General features: G+C 75.9%; 20 protein-coding genes. 10 read left to right on the top strand and 10 right to left on the bottom strand.

Annotation, left to right across the window (positions count from 1 at the left end; translation table 11 throughout):
* Window positions 1-186: 186 nt before the first annotated feature.
* Entirely contained in the window at window positions 187-840 is a 654-nt protein-coding gene (locus tag PHK61_RS02815; protein ID WP_274279448.1) for a TetR/AcrR family transcriptional regulator, read from the bottom strand.
* Between the two features lie 69 nt (window positions 841-909).
* Between PHK61_RS02815 and PHK61_RS02810 the strand changes: the two genes are divergently transcribed.
* Window positions 910-1407 (top strand): hypothetical protein, encoded by a 498-nt coding sequence (locus PHK61_RS02810; RefSeq protein WP_274279447.1) that lies wholly within the window; start codon window positions 910-912, stop codon window positions 1405-1407.
* A gap of 240 nt (window positions 1408-1647) precedes the next feature.
* On the top strand, window positions 1648-2724 hold the full coding sequence (locus PHK61_RS02805) for an AbrB family transcriptional regulator (RefSeq protein ID WP_274279446.1): 1077 nt from the start codon (window positions 1648-1650) through the stop codon (window positions 2722-2724).
* Between the two features lie 6 nt (window positions 2725-2730).
* Here PHK61_RS02805 and PHK61_RS02800 read toward each other — a convergent pair whose 3' ends face one another.
* On the bottom strand, window positions 2731-3501 hold the full coding sequence (locus tag PHK61_RS02800) for a 5-formyltetrahydrofolate cyclo-ligase (protein ID WP_274279445.1): 771 nt from the start codon (window positions 3499-3501) through the stop codon (window positions 2731-2733).
* Window positions 3502-3563: 62 nt separating this feature from the next.
* Between PHK61_RS02800 and PHK61_RS02795 the strand changes: the two genes are divergently transcribed.
* From PHK61_RS02795 to PHK61_RS02785, 3 genes are read left to right on the top strand one after another with little or no spacing between them, the layout of a single operon-like run.
* Window positions 3564-4154, top strand: coding sequence for an ArsR/SmtB family transcription factor (locus tag PHK61_RS02795; protein WP_274279444.1), 591 nt, complete (start codon window positions 3564-3566; stop codon window positions 4152-4154).
* Window positions 4151-4978, top strand: coding sequence for an SRPBCC family protein (locus tag PHK61_RS02790; RefSeq protein ID WP_274279443.1), 828 nt, complete (start codon window positions 4151-4153; stop codon window positions 4976-4978). Before PHK61_RS02795 ends, PHK61_RS02790 begins: the two co-directional genes overlap by 4 nt.
* The gene (locus PHK61_RS02785; RefSeq protein ID WP_274279442.1) at window positions 4975-6459 is read left to right on the top strand and encodes an MFS transporter; all 1485 of its coding nucleotides are present in this window, start codon (window positions 4975-4977) and stop codon (window positions 6457-6459) included. The genes PHK61_RS02790 and PHK61_RS02785 overlap by 4 nt, the downstream gene beginning before the upstream one ends.
* 2 nt (window positions 6460-6461) lie before the next feature.
* Here the strand turns inward: PHK61_RS02785 and PHK61_RS02780 are convergent, their stop codons facing one another.
* Window positions 6462-7358, bottom strand: coding sequence for a helix-turn-helix domain-containing protein (locus tag PHK61_RS02780; protein WP_274279441.1), 897 nt, complete (start codon window positions 7356-7358; stop codon window positions 6462-6464).
* A gap of 89 nt (window positions 7359-7447) precedes the next feature.
* Between PHK61_RS02780 and PHK61_RS02775 the strand changes: the two genes are divergently transcribed.
* Window positions 7448-8173, top strand: a complete 726-nt coding sequence (locus PHK61_RS02775) for a class I SAM-dependent methyltransferase (protein WP_274279440.1) — start codon at window positions 7448-7450, stop codon at window positions 8171-8173.
* Here the strand turns inward: PHK61_RS02775 and PHK61_RS02770 are convergent, their stop codons facing one another.
* From PHK61_RS02770 to PHK61_RS02760, 3 genes are read right to left on the bottom strand one after another with little or no spacing between them, the layout of a single operon-like run.
* Window positions 8174-9517 carry a pyridoxal phosphate-dependent decarboxylase family protein gene (locus PHK61_RS02770; protein WP_274279439.1) on the bottom strand — a complete coding sequence of 448 codons (1344 nt, stop codon included), beginning with the start codon at window positions 9515-9517 and terminating at the stop codon, window positions 8174-8176. It lies immediately after the preceding gene.
* A gap of 11 nt (window positions 9518-9528) precedes the next feature.
* Window positions 9529-10239, bottom strand: a complete 711-nt coding sequence (locus PHK61_RS02765) for a DUF998 domain-containing protein (protein ID WP_274279438.1) — start codon at window positions 10237-10239, stop codon at window positions 9529-9531.
* A gap of 7 nt (window positions 10240-10246) precedes the next feature.
* Complete coding sequence (locus PHK61_RS02760) at window positions 10247-11146, bottom strand: acyl-CoA thioesterase family protein (RefSeq protein ID WP_274279437.1); 900 nt, start codon at window positions 11144-11146, stop codon at window positions 10247-10249.
* Between the two features lie 88 nt (window positions 11147-11234).
* Here PHK61_RS02760 and PHK61_RS02755 point away from each other — a divergent pair, with 88 nt between their 5' ends.
* Window positions 11235-11837, top strand: a complete 603-nt coding sequence (locus tag PHK61_RS02755) for a class I SAM-dependent methyltransferase (protein ID WP_274279436.1) — start codon at window positions 11235-11237, stop codon at window positions 11835-11837.
* A gap of 31 nt (window positions 11838-11868) precedes the next feature.
* Here the strand turns inward: PHK61_RS02755 and PHK61_RS02750 are convergent, their stop codons facing one another.
* Window positions 11869-12663: an MmyB family transcriptional regulator gene (locus PHK61_RS02750; protein ID WP_274279435.1), complete on the bottom strand. Its 795-nt coding sequence runs from the start codon at window positions 12661-12663 to the stop codon at window positions 11869-11871.
* Between the two features lie 113 nt (window positions 12664-12776).
* Between PHK61_RS02750 and PHK61_RS02745 the strand changes: the two genes are divergently transcribed.
* A complete protein-coding gene (locus tag PHK61_RS02745; RefSeq protein WP_274279434.1) occupies window positions 12777-13187 on the top strand; it encodes a hypothetical protein in 411 nt (136 codons plus the stop codon).
* 11 nt (window positions 13188-13198) lie between these two features.
* Here PHK61_RS02745 and PHK61_RS02740 read toward each other — a convergent pair whose 3' ends face one another.
* On the bottom strand, window positions 13199-13957 hold the full coding sequence (locus PHK61_RS02740) for a YqjF family protein (RefSeq protein WP_274279433.1): 759 nt from the start codon (window positions 13955-13957) through the stop codon (window positions 13199-13201).
* 92 nt (window positions 13958-14049) lie between these two features.
* Here PHK61_RS02740 and PHK61_RS02735 point away from each other — a divergent pair, with 92 nt between their 5' ends.
* Together PHK61_RS02735 and PHK61_RS02730 are read left to right on the top strand one after the other, a co-directional pair.
* Entirely contained in the window at window positions 14050-14700 is a 651-nt protein-coding gene (locus PHK61_RS02735; protein WP_274279432.1) for a GOLPH3/VPS74 family protein, read from the top strand.
* Window positions 14701-14783: 83 nt separating this feature from the next.
* Complete coding sequence (locus PHK61_RS02730; RefSeq protein WP_274279431.1) at window positions 14784-15581, top strand: DUF427 domain-containing protein; 798 nt, start codon at window positions 14784-14786, stop codon at window positions 15579-15581.
* On the opposite strand, the gene PHK61_RS02725 is transcribed toward PHK61_RS02730, so the two are convergent.
* Window positions 15582-16160 carry a mycothiol transferase gene (locus PHK61_RS02725; protein WP_274279430.1) on the bottom strand — a complete coding sequence of 193 codons (579 nt, stop codon included), beginning with the start codon at window positions 16158-16160 and terminating at the stop codon, window positions 15582-15584.
* 59 nt (window positions 16161-16219) lie between these two features.
* A complete protein-coding gene (locus tag PHK61_RS02720) occupies window positions 16220-16687 on the bottom strand; it encodes a MarR family transcriptional regulator (protein ID WP_274279429.1) in 468 nt (155 codons plus the stop codon).
* Between the last annotated feature and the right edge of the window lie 46 nt (window positions 16688-16733).

The raw sequence follows: 16733 nt of genomic DNA, 5'->3' as shown, positions 1-16733 counted from the left end.
ACATGAAAGTCGCGGTGTGCGACCCGGTCGTGACCTCACCGTGCTCGATCGGGTGGGCGGTGGGAAGGAGGCGCGCGGTCGGCGGTGCGACCGTCCGCCAGACGGTCGATCGATCGTGTGCCATTCAACGTCTTCACCCGATCGGACCGCCTCACCGGTCGCCGCGCCTCGGCGAGCGGATCTCGATCACCGCAGCAGGTCGGCACGCAGCACGGCCGCGGTCATGGCCTCCCCGACCCACTCCTCGTACTGCTCGCCGGTCCAGCCCCGGGTCGCGGTGAGGAGGTGCCAGACCTCGGTGCTGTTCAGCGTCCACAGCCGGTCGCGGGCGGCGTCGGCGTCGAGTCCGGGGGAGAGGGCGTCGAGCTCGACCAGCCGTCCCACGACCATGCCGGTGCCCACGAGCCGCTCGCGGTCGGTGGTCGCGCGCAGCTCCACGAGGTCCGGGTCGCCGGCGAGCGCGCCGGCGCCGATCTGCATCGCGAGCGGGCCGAGGCGGTCGAGCAGCTCGCGGCCCAGCCGCGCGTAGCCGTGCAGGAAGGCGACGGGGTCGGGCTCGGCGTAGAGCGCGCGCACGTCGGGGCGCTCCGCGAGCGGCACGGCCTCGCCGTCGCCGACCATGAGGAGGTCGTAGCCCTCCTTGAGCAGCGCGGCCTTGGTCCCGAACCCGTTGTAGACGGTCTGCGCGGACACGCCCGCGGCCGTGGCCACCGACGCCACGGTGGTCGTCGCGTACCCCTGGACCACGAACTGCTCGACGGCCGCCATCGCGATCTGCCGGCGCGTGAGGGCGGCCTGGCGCTCGCGCCCGGAGGCGTCGTACCGACGGCGTGCCGACATTCCGTTTGACTCCTGCCCAAATCGAGTTAGTCTCACTCTACCGAATACGTGGCACCAGGGGAGACCCGCATGAGCACCGACCTCATCGAGCGGACGGTCCGCACCACCCGGCCGTCGTGGCGCCGGGCCCACCTCGTCGGGCTCACGGCCCTGACGGCGTACTCGACGGGCATCGGCTGGCAGGCGCAGGCCGTCTCGTACCCGCTGTACCGGGCGGTGCCGGCCGAGGACTTCCTCGCGTACCACGCCCAGTACAACGCGGCGATCCCGCTCGTGGTGATCGCACCCGGGTTCCTGACGTTCCTCGCCTGTGCGGCGTTCCCGTGGACGCGGCCGGCCGAGGTGTCGCGCCGTCTCGCGGCCGTCGCCGCGGCCGGCGGGCTGGTGTCGCTCGTGTCCACGGTGGCCTGGGCGATCCCGATGCACGACCGGCTCGACCGGCTCGGTCGGTCGGCGGCGACCATCGACAGCCTGCTCGACGCGAACCTGGTGCGGTCGCTGGCGCTGACGGCGAGCACCGCGGCGCTGCTCGTCGCGACGTCCCGCATCACTCACTCGATCCGATAATCGACATTATGTCACTTCGTCAGGAGGGCCCTCTCCCCGTCGCGACCAGGACCTGAGCGAAAGGTCCCTTCGCGCGGAGAGACCGGCGGCGGGCGCCCTGCGCCGGAACCGTCGGGGCGCGAGAGGCACGGCTCGCAGGATCTCCAGGGCTCGGCGCCTGCGGAACGTGCCGCTCGGCGGTGACTCGAACACCTGTGCGACTCCCCCGGTGCCGGTCCCTGCGGCCTAGGCTCGGGCGTGGTGGCAGATCGCATCGAGGGCACCGGCACCCGGTGGGCGGTGCTGGCGGTGCTGACGGTCGCCGCGACCCTGGGGTTCGGTGCGCTCGCGGTGCCGTCGGCGGCGCTGTTCGCCGGGCTCGTGGTGGCGACGGTCGTCGCCCTGGCCGGATGGGGCCCGCGCGCGGTCCCGCGGCGCGCCTCGACCGCCGGCCAGGCCGTCATCGGCGTCGTGATCGGCCTGCTGGCCCGCCCCGAGATGCTGGGCGCGGTCGCCGCCGAGTGGCTCCCGGTCCTGCTGATCAGCCTGGGGACGCTGCTGGCGAGCATGGCCGCGGGCCTGGTGATGGGCCTGCAGCGCGGGATGTCGCCGCTGACGGGCATGCTCGCGCAGACCGCCGGCGGCGCCTCCGGCCTCGTCGCCATGAGCCACGAGCTCGGTGGCGACGAGCGGATCGTCTCGGTCGTGCAGTACCTGCGGGTCGGCCTGGTGACCGTGACGATGCCCGTGGTCGCGATCGCCTTCTACGGCGCCGCGCACGCCGGGACCGCCGGACCGCCGACCGGGGGCCCCTCGGCGCCCTGGTGGGTCGGCGTCCTCCTGCTCGTCGCGTGCACCGCGGTCGGCGCCCCGCTCGCCCGGGCCCTGCACGTGCCGGCGGGCGCCCTGCTCGGACCGATGGTGCTCGCGGCCGCGCTGAGCATGTCCGGTCTGGGCATGTCCGGTCTGGTGGTCGGGGCGAGCGTGCCGACCCTGCTCGTCGACGTCGCCTACGCGGTGATCGGCTGGCAGGCCGGGCTGAAGTTCACGCGCGAGGCGCTGGCGACCGTCGTGCGCGTGCTGCCGCTGGCCACGGCGCTGATCCTCGCGGTGATCGCGGTCTGCGCCGGGCTGGGCCTGCTGCTCTCGTGGACCACCGGGATGACCCCGCTCGAGGGCTACCTCGCGACGACCCCGGGCGGCATCTACGCCGTCCTGGCCACCGCGATCTCCTCGGGCGTCGACGTCACCTCCGTGGTCGCGGTCCAGGTGCTGCGCGTCCTGCTGATGCTGCTCGTCGCCCCCCTGCTCGCCCGGATCGTCGGGCGGCGCGGCTGAACCCCCTCACGATCCCGGCCGCAGCCGCTGCAGCAGCGGGATCGCGGCGATCTTCTCCTCGGTCAGCTCGTCCCACGCGATCCGGCCCGGATGGCGCGCCTCCCGCGTACAGGTGATGACCCGGTCGGCGGTGACGAGGAGGTCGAGGCGCACGTCGTGGCCGGTCACCGGGATCTCGCCGACCGGGACGACCTGCTGCTCGTGCACGGTCGTAACCACCGGGGTGTCCGGCGCGACGAGCCCGGCCTCGCTGGCCACCGCGAACTCGAGGTCGCTGAACCCGCCGCCCTTGCCCAGCCGCGCGCCGTCCTCGGCGACGGCCACGCACCCGGTGACGACGAGGTCGACGGGCTCGAGGTCCTCGACGGCCACCGTCCGCGCCGAGCGCGAGGCCCCCTTGATCGACGACGCCTTGCGCGGGGTGTCGGCGAGGTGCTCGGGGTCGAGCAGGAAGAACGGCGCCTCCTCGGCGAGGCGCGGCACGGCCATGTAGACGGTCTTGCCGTCCTGCAGCGCGCGCTGGCGCACCGGCCACTGCGCGGCGTCCGGGTTGCACTTCAGCGTGCGGGCCCGGCGCCACACGTCGGTCCCGCGCAGGCGCTCGGCCGCGGCCTCGGCGCCGCTGACGTTCGGGATGCGCCCGTGCGCGCCCGGGAACCGCGCGAGCTGCCCGTCCCTGAGGGCGTCCCACACGCGCTGCCGGATCGCCGCCTTCGCCTCGTTCACCTCCGCCGGGCCGCCCGCGTCCGCGTCGTGCCGTCCGGGGGTCCGTGCCACGCCCCCACCGTAGGGCCTCTCCCCCATTTGACAAATTTTCTTGTCAATGTTCTCGTGGGTCCGTGCTCGACGTGGACGTGATCGACGAACCGGCCGCCGCCGCGGCGGCCCTCGACCCGTTGCGCGCGCGCCTGCTGGCCGCGCTCGCCGAGCCCGGATCGGCCTCCACGCTGGCCGGACGGGTCGGCCTGACCCGACAGAAGGTCAACTACCACCTGCGGACCCTCGAGGCGCACGGCCTGGTCCGCGAGGTCGCCCAGCGCCCGAAGCGGGGGCTCACCGAGCGGGTGCTGGAGGCCTCGGCCGCCTCCTACCTGGTCTCCCCCGCCGCGCTGGGCGAGGCCGCGAGCGCCCCCGAGCGGGTCTCCGACCGGCTCTCGGCGCGCTACCTGCTCGCCCTCGCCGGCCGGGTGGTGCGCGAGGTGGGCGACCTCGCCCGCCGCGCCGACGCCCAGGACAAGCGCCTGGCGACCCTGGCGATCGACACCGAGATCGCCTTCGCCTCGGCCGCCGAGCGGGCCGCGTTCGCCGAGGAGCTCGGCGCCGCCGTCCGCGACCTCGCCGCCCGGTACCACGCGCCGGACGGCCGCCCCCACCGCCTGATCGTCGGCGCGCACCCCGTGCCGGCCCCGACCGAGGAGGACGAGTCATGAGCGAGGACGAGCGCACCGTGGATCTCGAGGTCACGGTGCCCGGCACCCCCGAGCAGGTCTGGGACGCGATCGCGACCGGCCCGGGCATCAGCTCCTGGCTGCACCCCACCCGCGTCGGCGAGCACGTCGGCGGCGAGTTCGCCTTCGACATGGGCGGCGGCGACGGCGACGTGGGAGACGAAGCGCAGCGGAGCTCGACCCGTCCACAGGGCACCGTCACCGCGTACGACGCCCCGGAGCGCTTCGCGACCGAGGCGACCTGGACCGCCGGCTCCGGGAGCACCGAGACCACGACGCTCGCCACCGAGTGGCTGGTGTCCACCCGCGACGAGGGCACGTGCGTCGTGCGCATGGTCATGAGCGGCTTCGGGACCGGCGACGACTGGGACGACGAGATCGACGCCCTGCGCGAGGGCATGGCCGTCGCGCTGGAGACGCTGCGCCTCTACCTCACCGACTTCGCCGGGCGCCGCCCGTCGACGGTCAGCGCGGGCACCCGGATCGGCGGCCCGCAGCCCGCCGCATGGGAGACGCTGCTCGCGGCCACCGGGCTCGCCGACGCCCGCGTGGGCGACCGCGTGGCGCTCGGCGGCACCCCGGAGCTGGCCGGGACGGTCGCGGTGCTCTCCCCCGGCGAGCACCGCAGCGACGTCGTCCTGCTCCTCGACGCGCCCGCGCCGGGCGTCGGCGACCTCGCCACCGCCGGCCGGGACGCCCACGCGAGCGTCCACCTGACCCTCTTCGACGACCCGGACACCGACGCCGCCGCCGTCGCCGACCGCGAGCGCCCCCGCTGGCGCACCTGGCTCGAGGAGCTCCGATGACCGCGGCACGCACACGGCTCGCGCTCGCCGTCCTGACCCTGCCCGCCCTGCTCGTCGCGCTCGACCTGTCGGTGCTGCTCGTGGCCCTGCCGCGCCTCGCCGAGGACCTGCACGCCGACGCGGCCCGACAACTCTGGATCACCGACGTCTACGGCTTCCTCGTCGCCGGGTTCCTCGTGACCATGGGCACCCTCGGCGACCGCATCGGACGCCGCCGGCTGCTGCTCATCGGCGCCGCGACGTTCGGGGCGGCGTCGCTGGCGGCGGCGTCCGCGCCCACCCCGGAGCTGCTCATCGCCGCCCGCGCGGCGCTCGGGATCGCCGGCGCCACGCTCATGCCCTCGACGCTGGCGCTGGTCACGAGCCTGTACACCGACCCGCGCCGGCAGGGCGTGGCGATCGCGACCGTCTTCTCGGCGATCATGGTCGGCGGCGCCCTCGGGCCGGCGCTGGGCGGGCTGCTGCTCCAGCACTTCTGGTGGGGCGCGGTGTTCCTGCCCGGGGTCGCGGTGATGGTGCTGCTGCTCGCGGTCGGCCCGCGCCTGCTGCCCGAGGGCGCGGGGACGGGCGTCGGGCGGCTCGACCCCGCGAGCGTCGCGCTGTCGCTGCTCGCCCTGCTGCCGGTGGTGCACGGGGTGAAGGCGCTGGCCCGCGGCGACGCCGGCGTGCCGACCGTCGCCGCGCTCGTCGTCGGGGTCGCGGCGGGCGTCGCGTTCGTGCGCCGCCAGCGCCGCCTCGAGCACCCCCTGCTCGACCTGCGCCTGCTCGCGCACCCCGCGCTGCGCGGCGCGCTGGCCACCATGCTGCTCGGCGGCGTGGTGATGGGCGGGATGTTCCTCGTGATCACCCAGGACCTCCAGCTGGTGGCGGGACTCGACCCGCTCGCCGCCGGTCTCGCGACGCTGCCCGGCACCGTCGCGATGCTGGTCGGGGTCATCGCCGGCCCCTACCTCGCCCGGCGGGTCCGCCCGGCGTGGGTGATGGCCGGCGGCACGACGCTCGCGGCCCTCGGGCTCGCCGGCGTGGCCCTCGCCGCCCCCGGCGGCACCGCGCCGATGATCACCGCGTTCACCGTCGCCCTGTTCGGCATGGGCCTGCCCGGCGGGCTCGGCGTGGGCCTCGTGGTCGGGTCGGCACCGCCGGCGCAGGCCGGGTCGGCGTCCTCGCTCTCCGAGACCGGCCAGGAGCTGGGCATGGCGGTCGGGCTCGCGGGGATGGGCAGCCTCGCGGTCGCGGTCTACCGGGCGCTGCTGCCCGACGAGGTGTCGGCGGCCGCCCGCGAGGGCCTCGCCGGGGCCGTCACGACGGGCGACCCCGGGGTCGTCGCCCCGGCCCGCGAGGCGTTCACCGGCGCGGTCACCGTCACCGCGGCCGTCGCGGCCGTCGTCCTGCTCGTCGTGTCCGCGCTGGTCGTGGCCACCCTGGGGCACGTGCCCGCGACGCCGGCCGGGGCACCGGCGCCGGAGCCGGTCGCGGCGTGAGGTCAGGCGGCGCGCCACCGCCCGGGCGGGACACCGTGCTCGGCACGGAAGCGACGCACGAAGTAGCCGGCGTCGCGGAACCCCACCCGGGCGGCGACGGCGTTCACGGTCAGGTCGGTGCCGTGCAGCAGGCGGCGGGCCTCGCGCAGGCGGCGCTCGGTGATCCACTGCTGGACCGTGCGCCCGGTGCGCCGGCGCACCACGGTGGTCACGTGGCCCGGGGTCAGCCCGACCTCGGCGGCCACGTCGCGCAGCGACAGCGGCTCGGTGAACCGGCGCTCGACGACGTCGAACACCGCGGCGAGCAGGGGCTCGTCCCGGTCGCGGAGCTCGTCGGTGACCACGGCGTCGAGCCGCGTGAGCCCCACCAGCAGCAGCGTGAGGTACGCCCGCACCGCGGCCCCGGCCCCGTCGCGGCGCTCGCGGAGCTCGGTGTCGAGGGCCCGCAGGTGCTCGCGCCACCGCGCGCGCTCCGCATCGGGCACCGCGAACCGCTGGGAGCCCACCTGCCCGTGGCCGACCAGCGGGGCGAGCAGCGGGTGCGACCGCCACGAGACCAACGAGTCCGTGGTCGCCGGGTCGACGACGTCGGCCGGGAAGAAGACCATCCACACCTCGGCGTCGGCGTCGACGTGCCCGTCGTGCGGGGCCACGACCGTCCCGGGTGCGAGCACCAGCACGTCCCCCGGCGCCAGCGGGACCTCGCGGTCGTCCACCCGCATCGCGCCGCGGCCGCCCTCCACCAGCAGGAGCACCAGGAAGTCGTGCGCGTGCGGCCCCGCGACGGGCAGGCCGGCGGCCGGGAGCGCCGCGCCACCGCGACGGTGCCGCACGGTGACGTCGAGCCCGTCCGGGGAGCGTGGGTAGTCGACGACCGGGACGTCCGAAGAACGTCTCATCACGACCGAGCCCGGTCCCTTGTCGCCTGGTGGAGCCGCGCCGATCGTGGACCGCGACACCGAATCCCGTCCCACGAGGAGAGTCCAGCATGACGGAGCCGGAGCGCGCCAGCACCGCGGGCCGGGCCTACCTGCCCGGCATGCCCCGCGAGGCGCCTCAGGTCCTGTACGACGTGATGAGCCGCCTGCTCGGCGCCGGCCCGTCGCACCGGCGCCTCGTCACGCAGGCCGCCCCGCCGCCGGGCGGGCGGGTGCTCGAGATCGGCTGCGGCACCGGCAACGTCCTCGCCACGATGGCCCGGAGCCGCCCCGACGTCGAGCTGATCGGCCTCGACCCCGACCCGGCGGCCCTGGCCCGCGCCCGCACGAAGCTCGGCGACGGCGTCCGCCTCGAGCAGGGCTTCGCCGACGCGCTGCCGCTGCCCGACGCCCACGTCGACCGGGTGCTCTCGTCGCTGATGTTCCACCACCTGCCCCCCGACGACAGGCCCGGCGTGCTGCGCGAGGTCCGGCGCGTGCTGCGCCCGGGCGGCTCGGTGCACGTCGTCGACATGGAGGGCGACCGGTCGACCGGCCCCGTCGCCCGGGCGACCGGGGCAGCGATGCACGCGATCAGCCGAGCGAAGAGGAGCGAGGGGCACGGTCACGGGCACGGTCACGGCGGGCACGACCAGGACCTGCGCCCGCAGCTCTCCCCGGCCGCGGACGTCGTCATCCTGCTCACCGAGGCCGGCTTCGTCGACGCCGGGGTCGTCGAGCGGCGCCGGTGGGTGTTCGGGACGCTCGCGTCGTACCGCGCGCTCGTCCCGGCCTGATCACAGCAGCCGGCGGATGGCGGTGGTCGAGCGCCGGACGTCCTCCGGGGTCGTCGACCAGTTCGACACCGACAGCCGCACCGCCGGGCGGCCCCGCCACACCGTGGTGCCGACCCAGCAGGTGCCGTCGCGCGCGACGGCGGCGGCGAGCTCGCGGGCGTCGTCCCCGCGCGGCCGGAACAGGACCTGGTTGAGCACCACGTCGTTGAGGATCTCGATCTCGGGGTGCGCGCCGAGCTCGTCGGCGGCCTGGCGGGCCAGCGTGCAGCAGCGCTCGACGAGGTCGGCGACGCCCTCGCGGCCCAGGCTGCGCAGGGCGGCGTGCACCGGCAGTGCCCGGGCCCGCCGCGAGCTCTCCGGCACGCGGCTGGACGGATCGGCGACCCCCATCGGCAGGTAGGCCGCCGAGAGGCTCATCGCCGCGGTCACCGCCGCGGGGTCGCGGACGATCGCCATGCCGCAGTCGTAGGGGACGTTGAGCCACTTGTGCCCGTCGACGGTCCAGGAGTCGGCGTGCGCGGCGCCGGTGACGAGGTGCCGCCGGGCCGGCGCCGACGCGGCCCAGAGACCGAACGCCCCGTCGACGTGCAGCCAGCGCTGCTCACGCCCCGCCACCACCGCGGCGATGTCGTCGAGCGGGTCGGACGCGCCGGTGTCGACCTGACCCGCCTGGGCGCACACGAGCACGGGACCGTCGATCGCGGCGAGCAGGTCGCGCAGGACGTCGGCACGCATCCGCCCCTGGTCGTCGGCCGGGACGCGCACGGCCCGCCCGGACCCGAGGCCGAGCAGGCGCAGGGCCTGCAGGATCGTCGAGTGCGCCTGCTCGCCGATCACCACGGTCGGGACCGGCGCGCCGGCCAGCCCGTCGGTGCCCACGTCCCACCCGGCCCCGGCAAGCAGGGCGTGCCGCGCCGCGGCGAGGCCGACGACGTTGGCCATCTGGGCGCCGGTGACGAAGCCGACGGCGCTGTCGGCGGGGAGCCCGAGCAGGTCGCACACCCACCGCCCGGTGATCTCCTCCAGGGTGGCCATCGCCGGCGACATCACCCGCGCGGCGACGTTCTGGTCGGTCGCCGACACCATCCAGTCGGCGCCCAGCGCGACCGGCAGCGAGCCGCCGGTGACGAACCCGAAGTAGCGCGGTCCCGGCGTGGCCACGAGGCCCGGCTCGAGCGCCGCGGCCAGCTCGGAGAGGACCTGCGGCGCCGGGGTGCCGTGCTCGGGCAGCCGGTCGTCGAGGGCGAGGGGCTCGTCCACGGGACGACCCACCGGGCGCTCGGGCAGCGACGCGAGCCAGTCCCCCGCGAGCCGCCGGGCCCGGTCGAGCGTCTCGTCCCACACGCCGACGGACGCTACGCGGCCGCCTGCTCCTCGGGCTCGTCCTCGAGCGCCGGCGCCGACCGACGGGCGTGGGCCAGCGCCCACGCGCCCAGCAGGGCCACCACGACCACCTCGGCGAGGGCGAGCCCTCGCTCGAGCAGGCCCAGCGGGACCGCGCGCCACCACGGCACGCCGGTGATCCCGCGCAGGGCGATGGCCCCGACGATCGGCACGAACGAGGCCAGCGCGAGCCACGACCCCACCCGCGCGCCGATCCGGAAGGGCCGCGCGGCCGCGTCGTGGCGGTGCCGCCGCGCGAGCAGCAGCGACCCGAGCGGCAGGGCGATGAACGCGACGAGGCTCGCGTACCGGTGGATGTAGCCCGAGACGCTCGGCCCGATCGACCAGTTGGTCTTCTCGAACGCGACCACCAGCAGCAGCCCGACGCACCACGCGCCGAGCAGCACCACCGGCAGCGACCGCGCCCGCGCCAGCCCCGCGGCCACCAGTGCCGCGATCACCCCCGCGGACCCGACCGCCAGCCCGACCACCGCGACGTCGAACACCCAGCCGCCCGGCAGCAGCGCGTACTCGCTGATCGTGCGCCGGACGGGGTCGACGCGCGACGAGGGCCCGACGAGGTGCATCGCACCGATCACCACGAGCGCGAGCAGCACGCCGGCGAGCCCGATCCGCGCGCCCGGCGCGACGCCGCGGGCAGCGGTCACCTCGGGAGTCGTCACGACCGGGTCAACGTGGCGATCGCGCGCCGCGTTCCGCGACGGCCGGACCGAACCCGTCGGCGAGACCGACGCACCGCTCCCCCGCGAAGATCCCCGCGCGGTAGTGCAGGCCGTCGGGGGCGTCGTCGACGGCGAGGGCCACGTCGTAGGTGCGCGGGTGCGCCACCTCGTCGACGTACTGCACCTCCCAGGCGCTCGGCGCGAGCGCCTCGGGCGGGCCGCCGTCCACCGCGCCGAGCTGCGCCGCCTGCCAGGTCGCGACGGCGTCGGCGTACCAGGACAGGACCGCGACGTTGTTGACGTGGCGGTTGGTGTCGACGTCGCCGATGCGCGTGGTGATCGTGTGGCCGAAGGGGTAGCCGCCGCGGTCGTGCCGGGCGGCCTCGGGGCGCGCCGGTGCGCCGCCGGGCTCGTCGATGACCATCGCGGCGAGGTCGGCCCGCAGCTCGTCGGGCAACGTGCTCGGGCCCGCGGCCGTGGCGAGCACGGTCACCGAGTCCGCGACGGCGACGCACCGCTCGCCCCGGAACACGCCGTGGCCCCAGGAGTAGGACGACCCGCCGATGCGCCGCACCCCGGTGCCGACGGTGTAGTCGCCGTCGAAGGGCAGGGGCGCGAGGACGCGGAGGCGCTGGGCGGCGAGCAGGACCCGGAACCCGGCGCGCGCGGACCCGCCGTCCCGCGCCCGGCGGCGGAAGCGGGGCAGCGCCGCGCCGATCCGCGCCTCCTCGAACCAGCGCCCCAGCGCCACCGTCGTCACGCGGCCGTCGCCGCCCAGGTCGGCGTAGCGCGGAGCCATCGGGCGCCGCACCGGGAACGCGGACGGATCGGTGAGCCGGCCACCGTCCTGGTCCGGCGACGGGGCCAGGGAGGGCCCGGCGGACAGGACCGGGGCGTGGTCGGCCATGGCGCCATGGTCGACGACGGTGACCGGCGCGTCCCGCGGTCGCCGACCGGATCACATGTGACAGTGCACCGCGGGATACCCGCGCCCCGTGACCGACTTCCCTCCCGGGTTCTTCGACCGCGCCGACGACGGCGACGACGCGGGCTTCTACGGCCCGCCCCGCCTGGTGCAGCACATCGACGACGGCGCGATCGCCGCGGTCGGCGCGTTCTACGACGAGATCGGCGTCGAGGGCGACGTGCTGGACCTCATGAGCTCGTGGGTCTCGCACCTGCGCACCCGGCCGCGGCACCTCACGGTGCTCGGGATGAACGCCGCCGAGCTCGACGCCAACCCGATGGCCGACCAGCGCGTGGTGCGCGACCTCAACGCCGACCCCGCGCTCCCCTTCCCGGACGCGACCTTCGACACGGTCGTCTGCACGGTGTCGATCGACTACCTGGTGCGGCCGGTCGCCGTGTGCGCCGAGGTCGGCCGGGTCCTGCGCCCCGGCGGGACCTTCGCGCTGACGTTCTCGAACCGCTGCTTCCCCACCAAGGCGATCCGCGGCTGGCTGGCCGCCGACGACGGGCAGCGCGCGGCCATCGTCGCGACCTACCTGCACGACGCGGGCGCGTTCGACGAACCGGTCGCGCAGCGCCGGGAGTCCACCGACGACCCGGTGATCGCGGTGCACGCGCGGCGCCGCTGACGTTCCCGCGACCTGAGCGCTCCGGTCCGCCCTACTCCCCGACGAGACGCTCCAGCACCGCGCGGGTCGCGTCGTCGGCGGGCACGAACGATTCGAGCGACAGCTCGTCGAGCGTGACGTCCCACGCCGCGCCGAAGTGCGTGATCGTCGAGTACAGGCGCAGGTCGCCGTCGGGGTGGGCGATGTGCAGCGGCAGCATCACGTGCGCGGCCCGCGCCGCCGCGCCGGTCGGGGCGGGCGGGGCGTAGCCGGCGAGCTCCTCGCGCAGGGCCACGAGCCGCGGGTCCCCGGTGAGGTCGCTGAGGCGCTCGAGGCGGTGCAGCAGGTGCCCCGCCCACTCCGGGAGGTTGCGCACGTGGGGCGCGAGCCCGTCGGGGTGCAGGCTCAGGCGGTAGACGTTCACGGGCGGCTCGAGCAGCGCGGGGTCGAGCAGCGCCAGCAGGGCACTCACCGCGCGGTTGGCCATGACGACGTCGCCGCACCGGTCCACGACGAGCGCCGGGAACGGCTCGTGGCCGGTGAGCAGGTGCTGCAGGGCGCCCCGGACGGCGTCGAGGGCCGACGCGTCGAGCCGCGACTCGCTGTAGGTCGGGGCGAAGCCCGCCGCGAGGAGCAGGGTGTTCCGCTCGCGCAGCGGGACCTCGAGGTGCTCGCAGAGGTCGACGAGCAGCTCGCGGCTGGCCCGGGCGCGGCCGGTCTCGACGAAGCTCAGGTGGCGGGTGGAGACGCCGACGTCGAGGGCGAGGTCCATCTGGCTGCGCCGGCGGCGGGTGCGCCAGCCGCGCAGCAGGTCCCCGGGGGCGGGTCGGGACTCGAGCGTCGTCACGGACCCGACGCTAGGGCGCGCCGCGGTCGGCGGCCATGACCTACGAGGTCATCGACCTGCTTACCCCCGTCGCCGCAGGGTTCTCGTCGACAGCCCCGACCGAGGAGGACCCCATGAGCACCACGACCACCGCCACCACCGCCGCCGACACACAGCGCACCCTGCGCGGCGTCCTGCGCCTCGACGCCGCCGCCTCCGGGGCCCTGGGCGTCGCCGCCGCGGCCGGCGCCGGCGTGCTCGACACGCTGCTCGGCCTGTCCACCCCGCTGCTGCTCGGCGTCGGCGTCTTCCTCGTCGTCTACGCCACCGGGCTCGTCCTGCTGGCCGGCCGCCCGGCGATCCCGCGGCCCGCGACCTGGGTGGTCGTGCTCGGCAACAGCGCCTGGGTGCTGATGAGCCTGGGCCTGGTCGTCGGGGCCTGGGACCAGCTGACCGTGCTCGGCGCGGTCGTCGTCCTCGCGCAGGCCGCGGCGGTCGCGGTGTTCGCCGACCTGCAGTGGGCCACGGGCCTGCGCCGCTCCTGAGGGCCGGACGCTCAGCGCCGCCGCGGGAACCCGAAGCGCACCGACACCCCGGGCGACCACATCACGTGGTCGGGCGGGCGGGACGCGAGGTCCGGGAACCCCGCGGCGGCCAGCAGCGTGTCGTCGAGGTCGAGCACCTCGGCGTCGTGCAGCGGCCAGGGCTCGTGGACGTTCGGCACGTACCAGTCGCGGCGCGCGTGGCGCTCGTGCAGGCCCCAGCGGGCGGTGAGGAAGTCCTCCAGGGAGACGGAGCCTGCGGAGCTCGACCCGGGTGGCAGCTCGCCGGCGACCCGGGGCGCGCCGATCCGGACGCCGACACGGCTCGGGTGCGGCCGGCGGGTGACGTAGGTGCGCTCGCCGGCCTCGCCGGAGATGCCCATCGAGGCCCAGCGGTACGGCAGCCCGAACGCCGCCCGCGCGCCGGCGACGACGGCGAGGCGGGTGGCGTCGAGGCTGCGGAAGACGATCCCGCGCACCCCGCGCTCGTCGACGGTGTAGCAGCGGACGTTGGTCTCGGCGAACGTCCCGAGCCACGGCACCGACGGCCCCCGCAGCACCCCGGCCCCGACCATGCGGAACGGGACGAGCCCGACCCAGGTCACGCCCCCGTGGACGTCGGGCCGCACGCCCGGCGGCAGCAGGGGCGCCACCACCGCCGGGTCGACCGCCCAGTGCAGGAACGCCACGTCGCACCAGCGCTGGGTCATCATCGTCGCCCCCGCGTAGCCGGGGGCCTCCCTGGTCACGGGCTCGGTCACGGGCTCGGTCACACCCCGGTCCTCCCCCGTACGGACGTCCCCGACACACGATCTCCGCCACGAGGAGGAGGCGGCCCGGGCGCCGGGCCCGCCACGATGACCCCATGCGCACCGCCGAGGACCTGGCCCTGCTCCTGCACGACCCCGACACGGGCGCGCCCCTGGTGGACTCGACGTCCCTGCCGCGCGCCCTCGCCGGCGCCGTGGTCCTCCAGCTCGTGCTCGACGACCGCGCCCGGCTCGAGGAGCGCCGGTGGAGGACCGTCATGGTGATCGGCGACCGCTCGGCCACCGGCGACCACGTGCTCGACCTCGCGCTCGAGCGCCTGCCCGCCGAGCCCACCCCGAAGGCCGCGATCGAGAAGCTCCAGAGCCGCGTGCGCGACCCGCTCCTGGCCGGGCTGGTGCACGACGGCTCCGTGCGCCGCGAGGAGCGCACGGTCCTCGGCATGGCCCGCTCGCCGCGCTACCCGGCCGCCGACCGCCGCCGCCGCGACGCGGTCGTCGCCCGCCTGCGCTCGGTGCTCGTCGACGGGGCCGCGCCCAGCACCGACGACGCCGCGCTGGTCGCCCTGCTGCGCGCGGTCCGGGCCGAGCACAAGGTGCTCGACGCCCCGAAGCGCGCGCTGCGCGACCGCAGCAAGGTGATCGCCGAGGGCGAGTGGGCCGGCGAGGCCGTGCGCCGCGCGATCGCCGACGTCCACGCCGCCGTGGCAGCGGCCGCGAGCGCCGGCGCGGTGGCCGCGTCCACCTGAGCCGCGCGCCCCGGCCGGGAATGCACGCCGCCGCGGGCCGGGTTGCACGGGCCAGGTGCAGTCCCCGGTAACTGGAGGTCGTCGTGGCCCTGACCATGTTCGGTGGCCCGCTGTCGCGCCGCGTGCCCGAGACGCGGACGTTCACCGTCGAGGGCCCCGCCCACTCGCTGCTGCTCGAGCCGTTCACGCGGCGCGTGCGCGCGGAGGTCGACGGGGTCACGGTGCTCGACACGACACGCGGCGCACTGCTCCACGAGACCGGACTGCCCCCGCAGCTCTACGTGCCCGAGGAGGACCTGCGCGCCGACCTGCTCGAGCCCAGCGACACCAGCACCCACTGCCCGTTCAAGGGCGACGCGACCTACCGCAGCCTGCGGGTGGGCGACCGCGTGGTGCCCGACGCGGTGTGGGCCTACCCGGAGCCGATCGCGGAGTCGTCGTGGCTCGCCGGGCTCGCGGTGCTGGCCCCGGAGGCCGCCGACCGCTGGTTCGACGAGGACGACGAGATCATCGGGCGCCTGCCCGACCCCTACCACCGCGTGAACCTGCGCAACACCAGCCGCCACGTCACCATCACCACCACCGACGGCGTGCCCGTGGCCGACGCGTCGGGTGGGGTGCTGCTCGGCGAGACCGGCCTGGTCGACCGCCTCTACATCCCGCGCGCCTCCGTCTCGGCCACGCTCGAGCCCTCGGAGAAGCGCACGGTGTGCCCGTACAAGGGCCACGCGACCTACTGGTCGGTCCGGCTGCCCGACGGGCGCCTGCTCGACGACGCCGCGTGGTCGTACGACACGCCGACCGACGAGTCGCGCGCCATCGAGGGGCTGCTGAGCTTCGCCCACGACGACCTGGTGGTCACCGCGGACGTCACCTTCTGATCAGGAGGGGTCGTCGTCCCGGGGCTCGGGGTGCGCGCCGGTGAGCGAGGCCGCGGCGTCGCGCAGCACCTGCGCCTGTCCCGCGTACCGGGCGGTCTCGGTGATGAGGTGCAGGAGGATCCAGCGCAGCTCGATGTGCCCGCGCCGGTCGTCGCGCACGGCGTCGTCGAGGGACTCCGCGCCGGCCAGGGCGTCACGGCCCTTCTCACAGACCTCGAGGTAGTTGCCGACGACGTCGTGCGGGGACTCGATGTCCGCGAGCCGGAACTCGGGTACGTCCTCGTCGACGTAGCTCGGCACGTGGCGGCCTCCGCGACCGCCCCAGCGCTCGACGAGCCACGTGCGCTCGAGCTCGGCGAGGTGCTTGACGATCGCCAGCAGGCTGGGGCCGTCGGCGTCGGGCACGCGCCGGCGCAGGGTCTCCTCGTCCAGCCCGTCGAGGGCGTGCACGACGAGGGCGCGGAAGTAGTCGAGCCAGCCCTCGAGCGCCTCGCGCTCGTCGGCCACCTCGGGTGGGGACGGGCGGCGTTGCAGGGGCGCCTGGAACAGCACCGGCTCTCCCGGAGTCGTATCGCTCACACCTGACACACCGTCCGTCGTCAGCCGACCGCGGAACGTTACACCGCGCGGGAGATCCGTCACTCCTCGACGAGGACCTCGAGGGCCGGCAGGGCCGCCTCGAGGGCCGCCCGCTGCTCGGCGTCCAGCCGGTCGAGCCGCTGCGCGAGCGACGCCGTGCGTTCCGTGCGGATGCGCCGGATGGCGGCGTGCCCCTCGTCGGAGAGGTGGATCAGTGCGGACCGCGCGTCCTGGGGGTCCGGCGTGCGGACCAGCAGCCCCGCGTCGTCGAGGGCCGCCAGCACGCGGCTCATCGTGGGCGGTGTGACCGCCTCCCGGCGCGCGAGCTCCGAGAGGCGCAGCGGGGCGTGGTCCTCGAGGGTGGCCAGCACCGACGTCTGCAGGGGCGGCAGGGCGGCCGCGGAGTCGACACGGATGCGGCGGTTGAGCCGGCCGATGGCCAGTCGCAGGCGCGACGGCAGGTCGGGATCGGACGATCCGGACCCACCGGACGGGCCGGCCTGCGTCCCGGTGGCGGAAGTGGACATAGCTCATGGTCCCACGCGGCCGTGACGACGAGGTCAGAGCACGATG

The sequence above is a fragment of the Actinomycetospora lutea genome (assembly GCF_028737205.1).
Classification (GTDB): domain Bacteria; phylum Actinomycetota; class Actinomycetes; order Mycobacteriales; family Pseudonocardiaceae; genus Actinomycetospora; species Actinomycetospora lutea.
The sequence above is the reverse complement of the archived record's forward strand: the minus strand, read 5'-3'. Positions and strand labels throughout refer to the sequence as shown.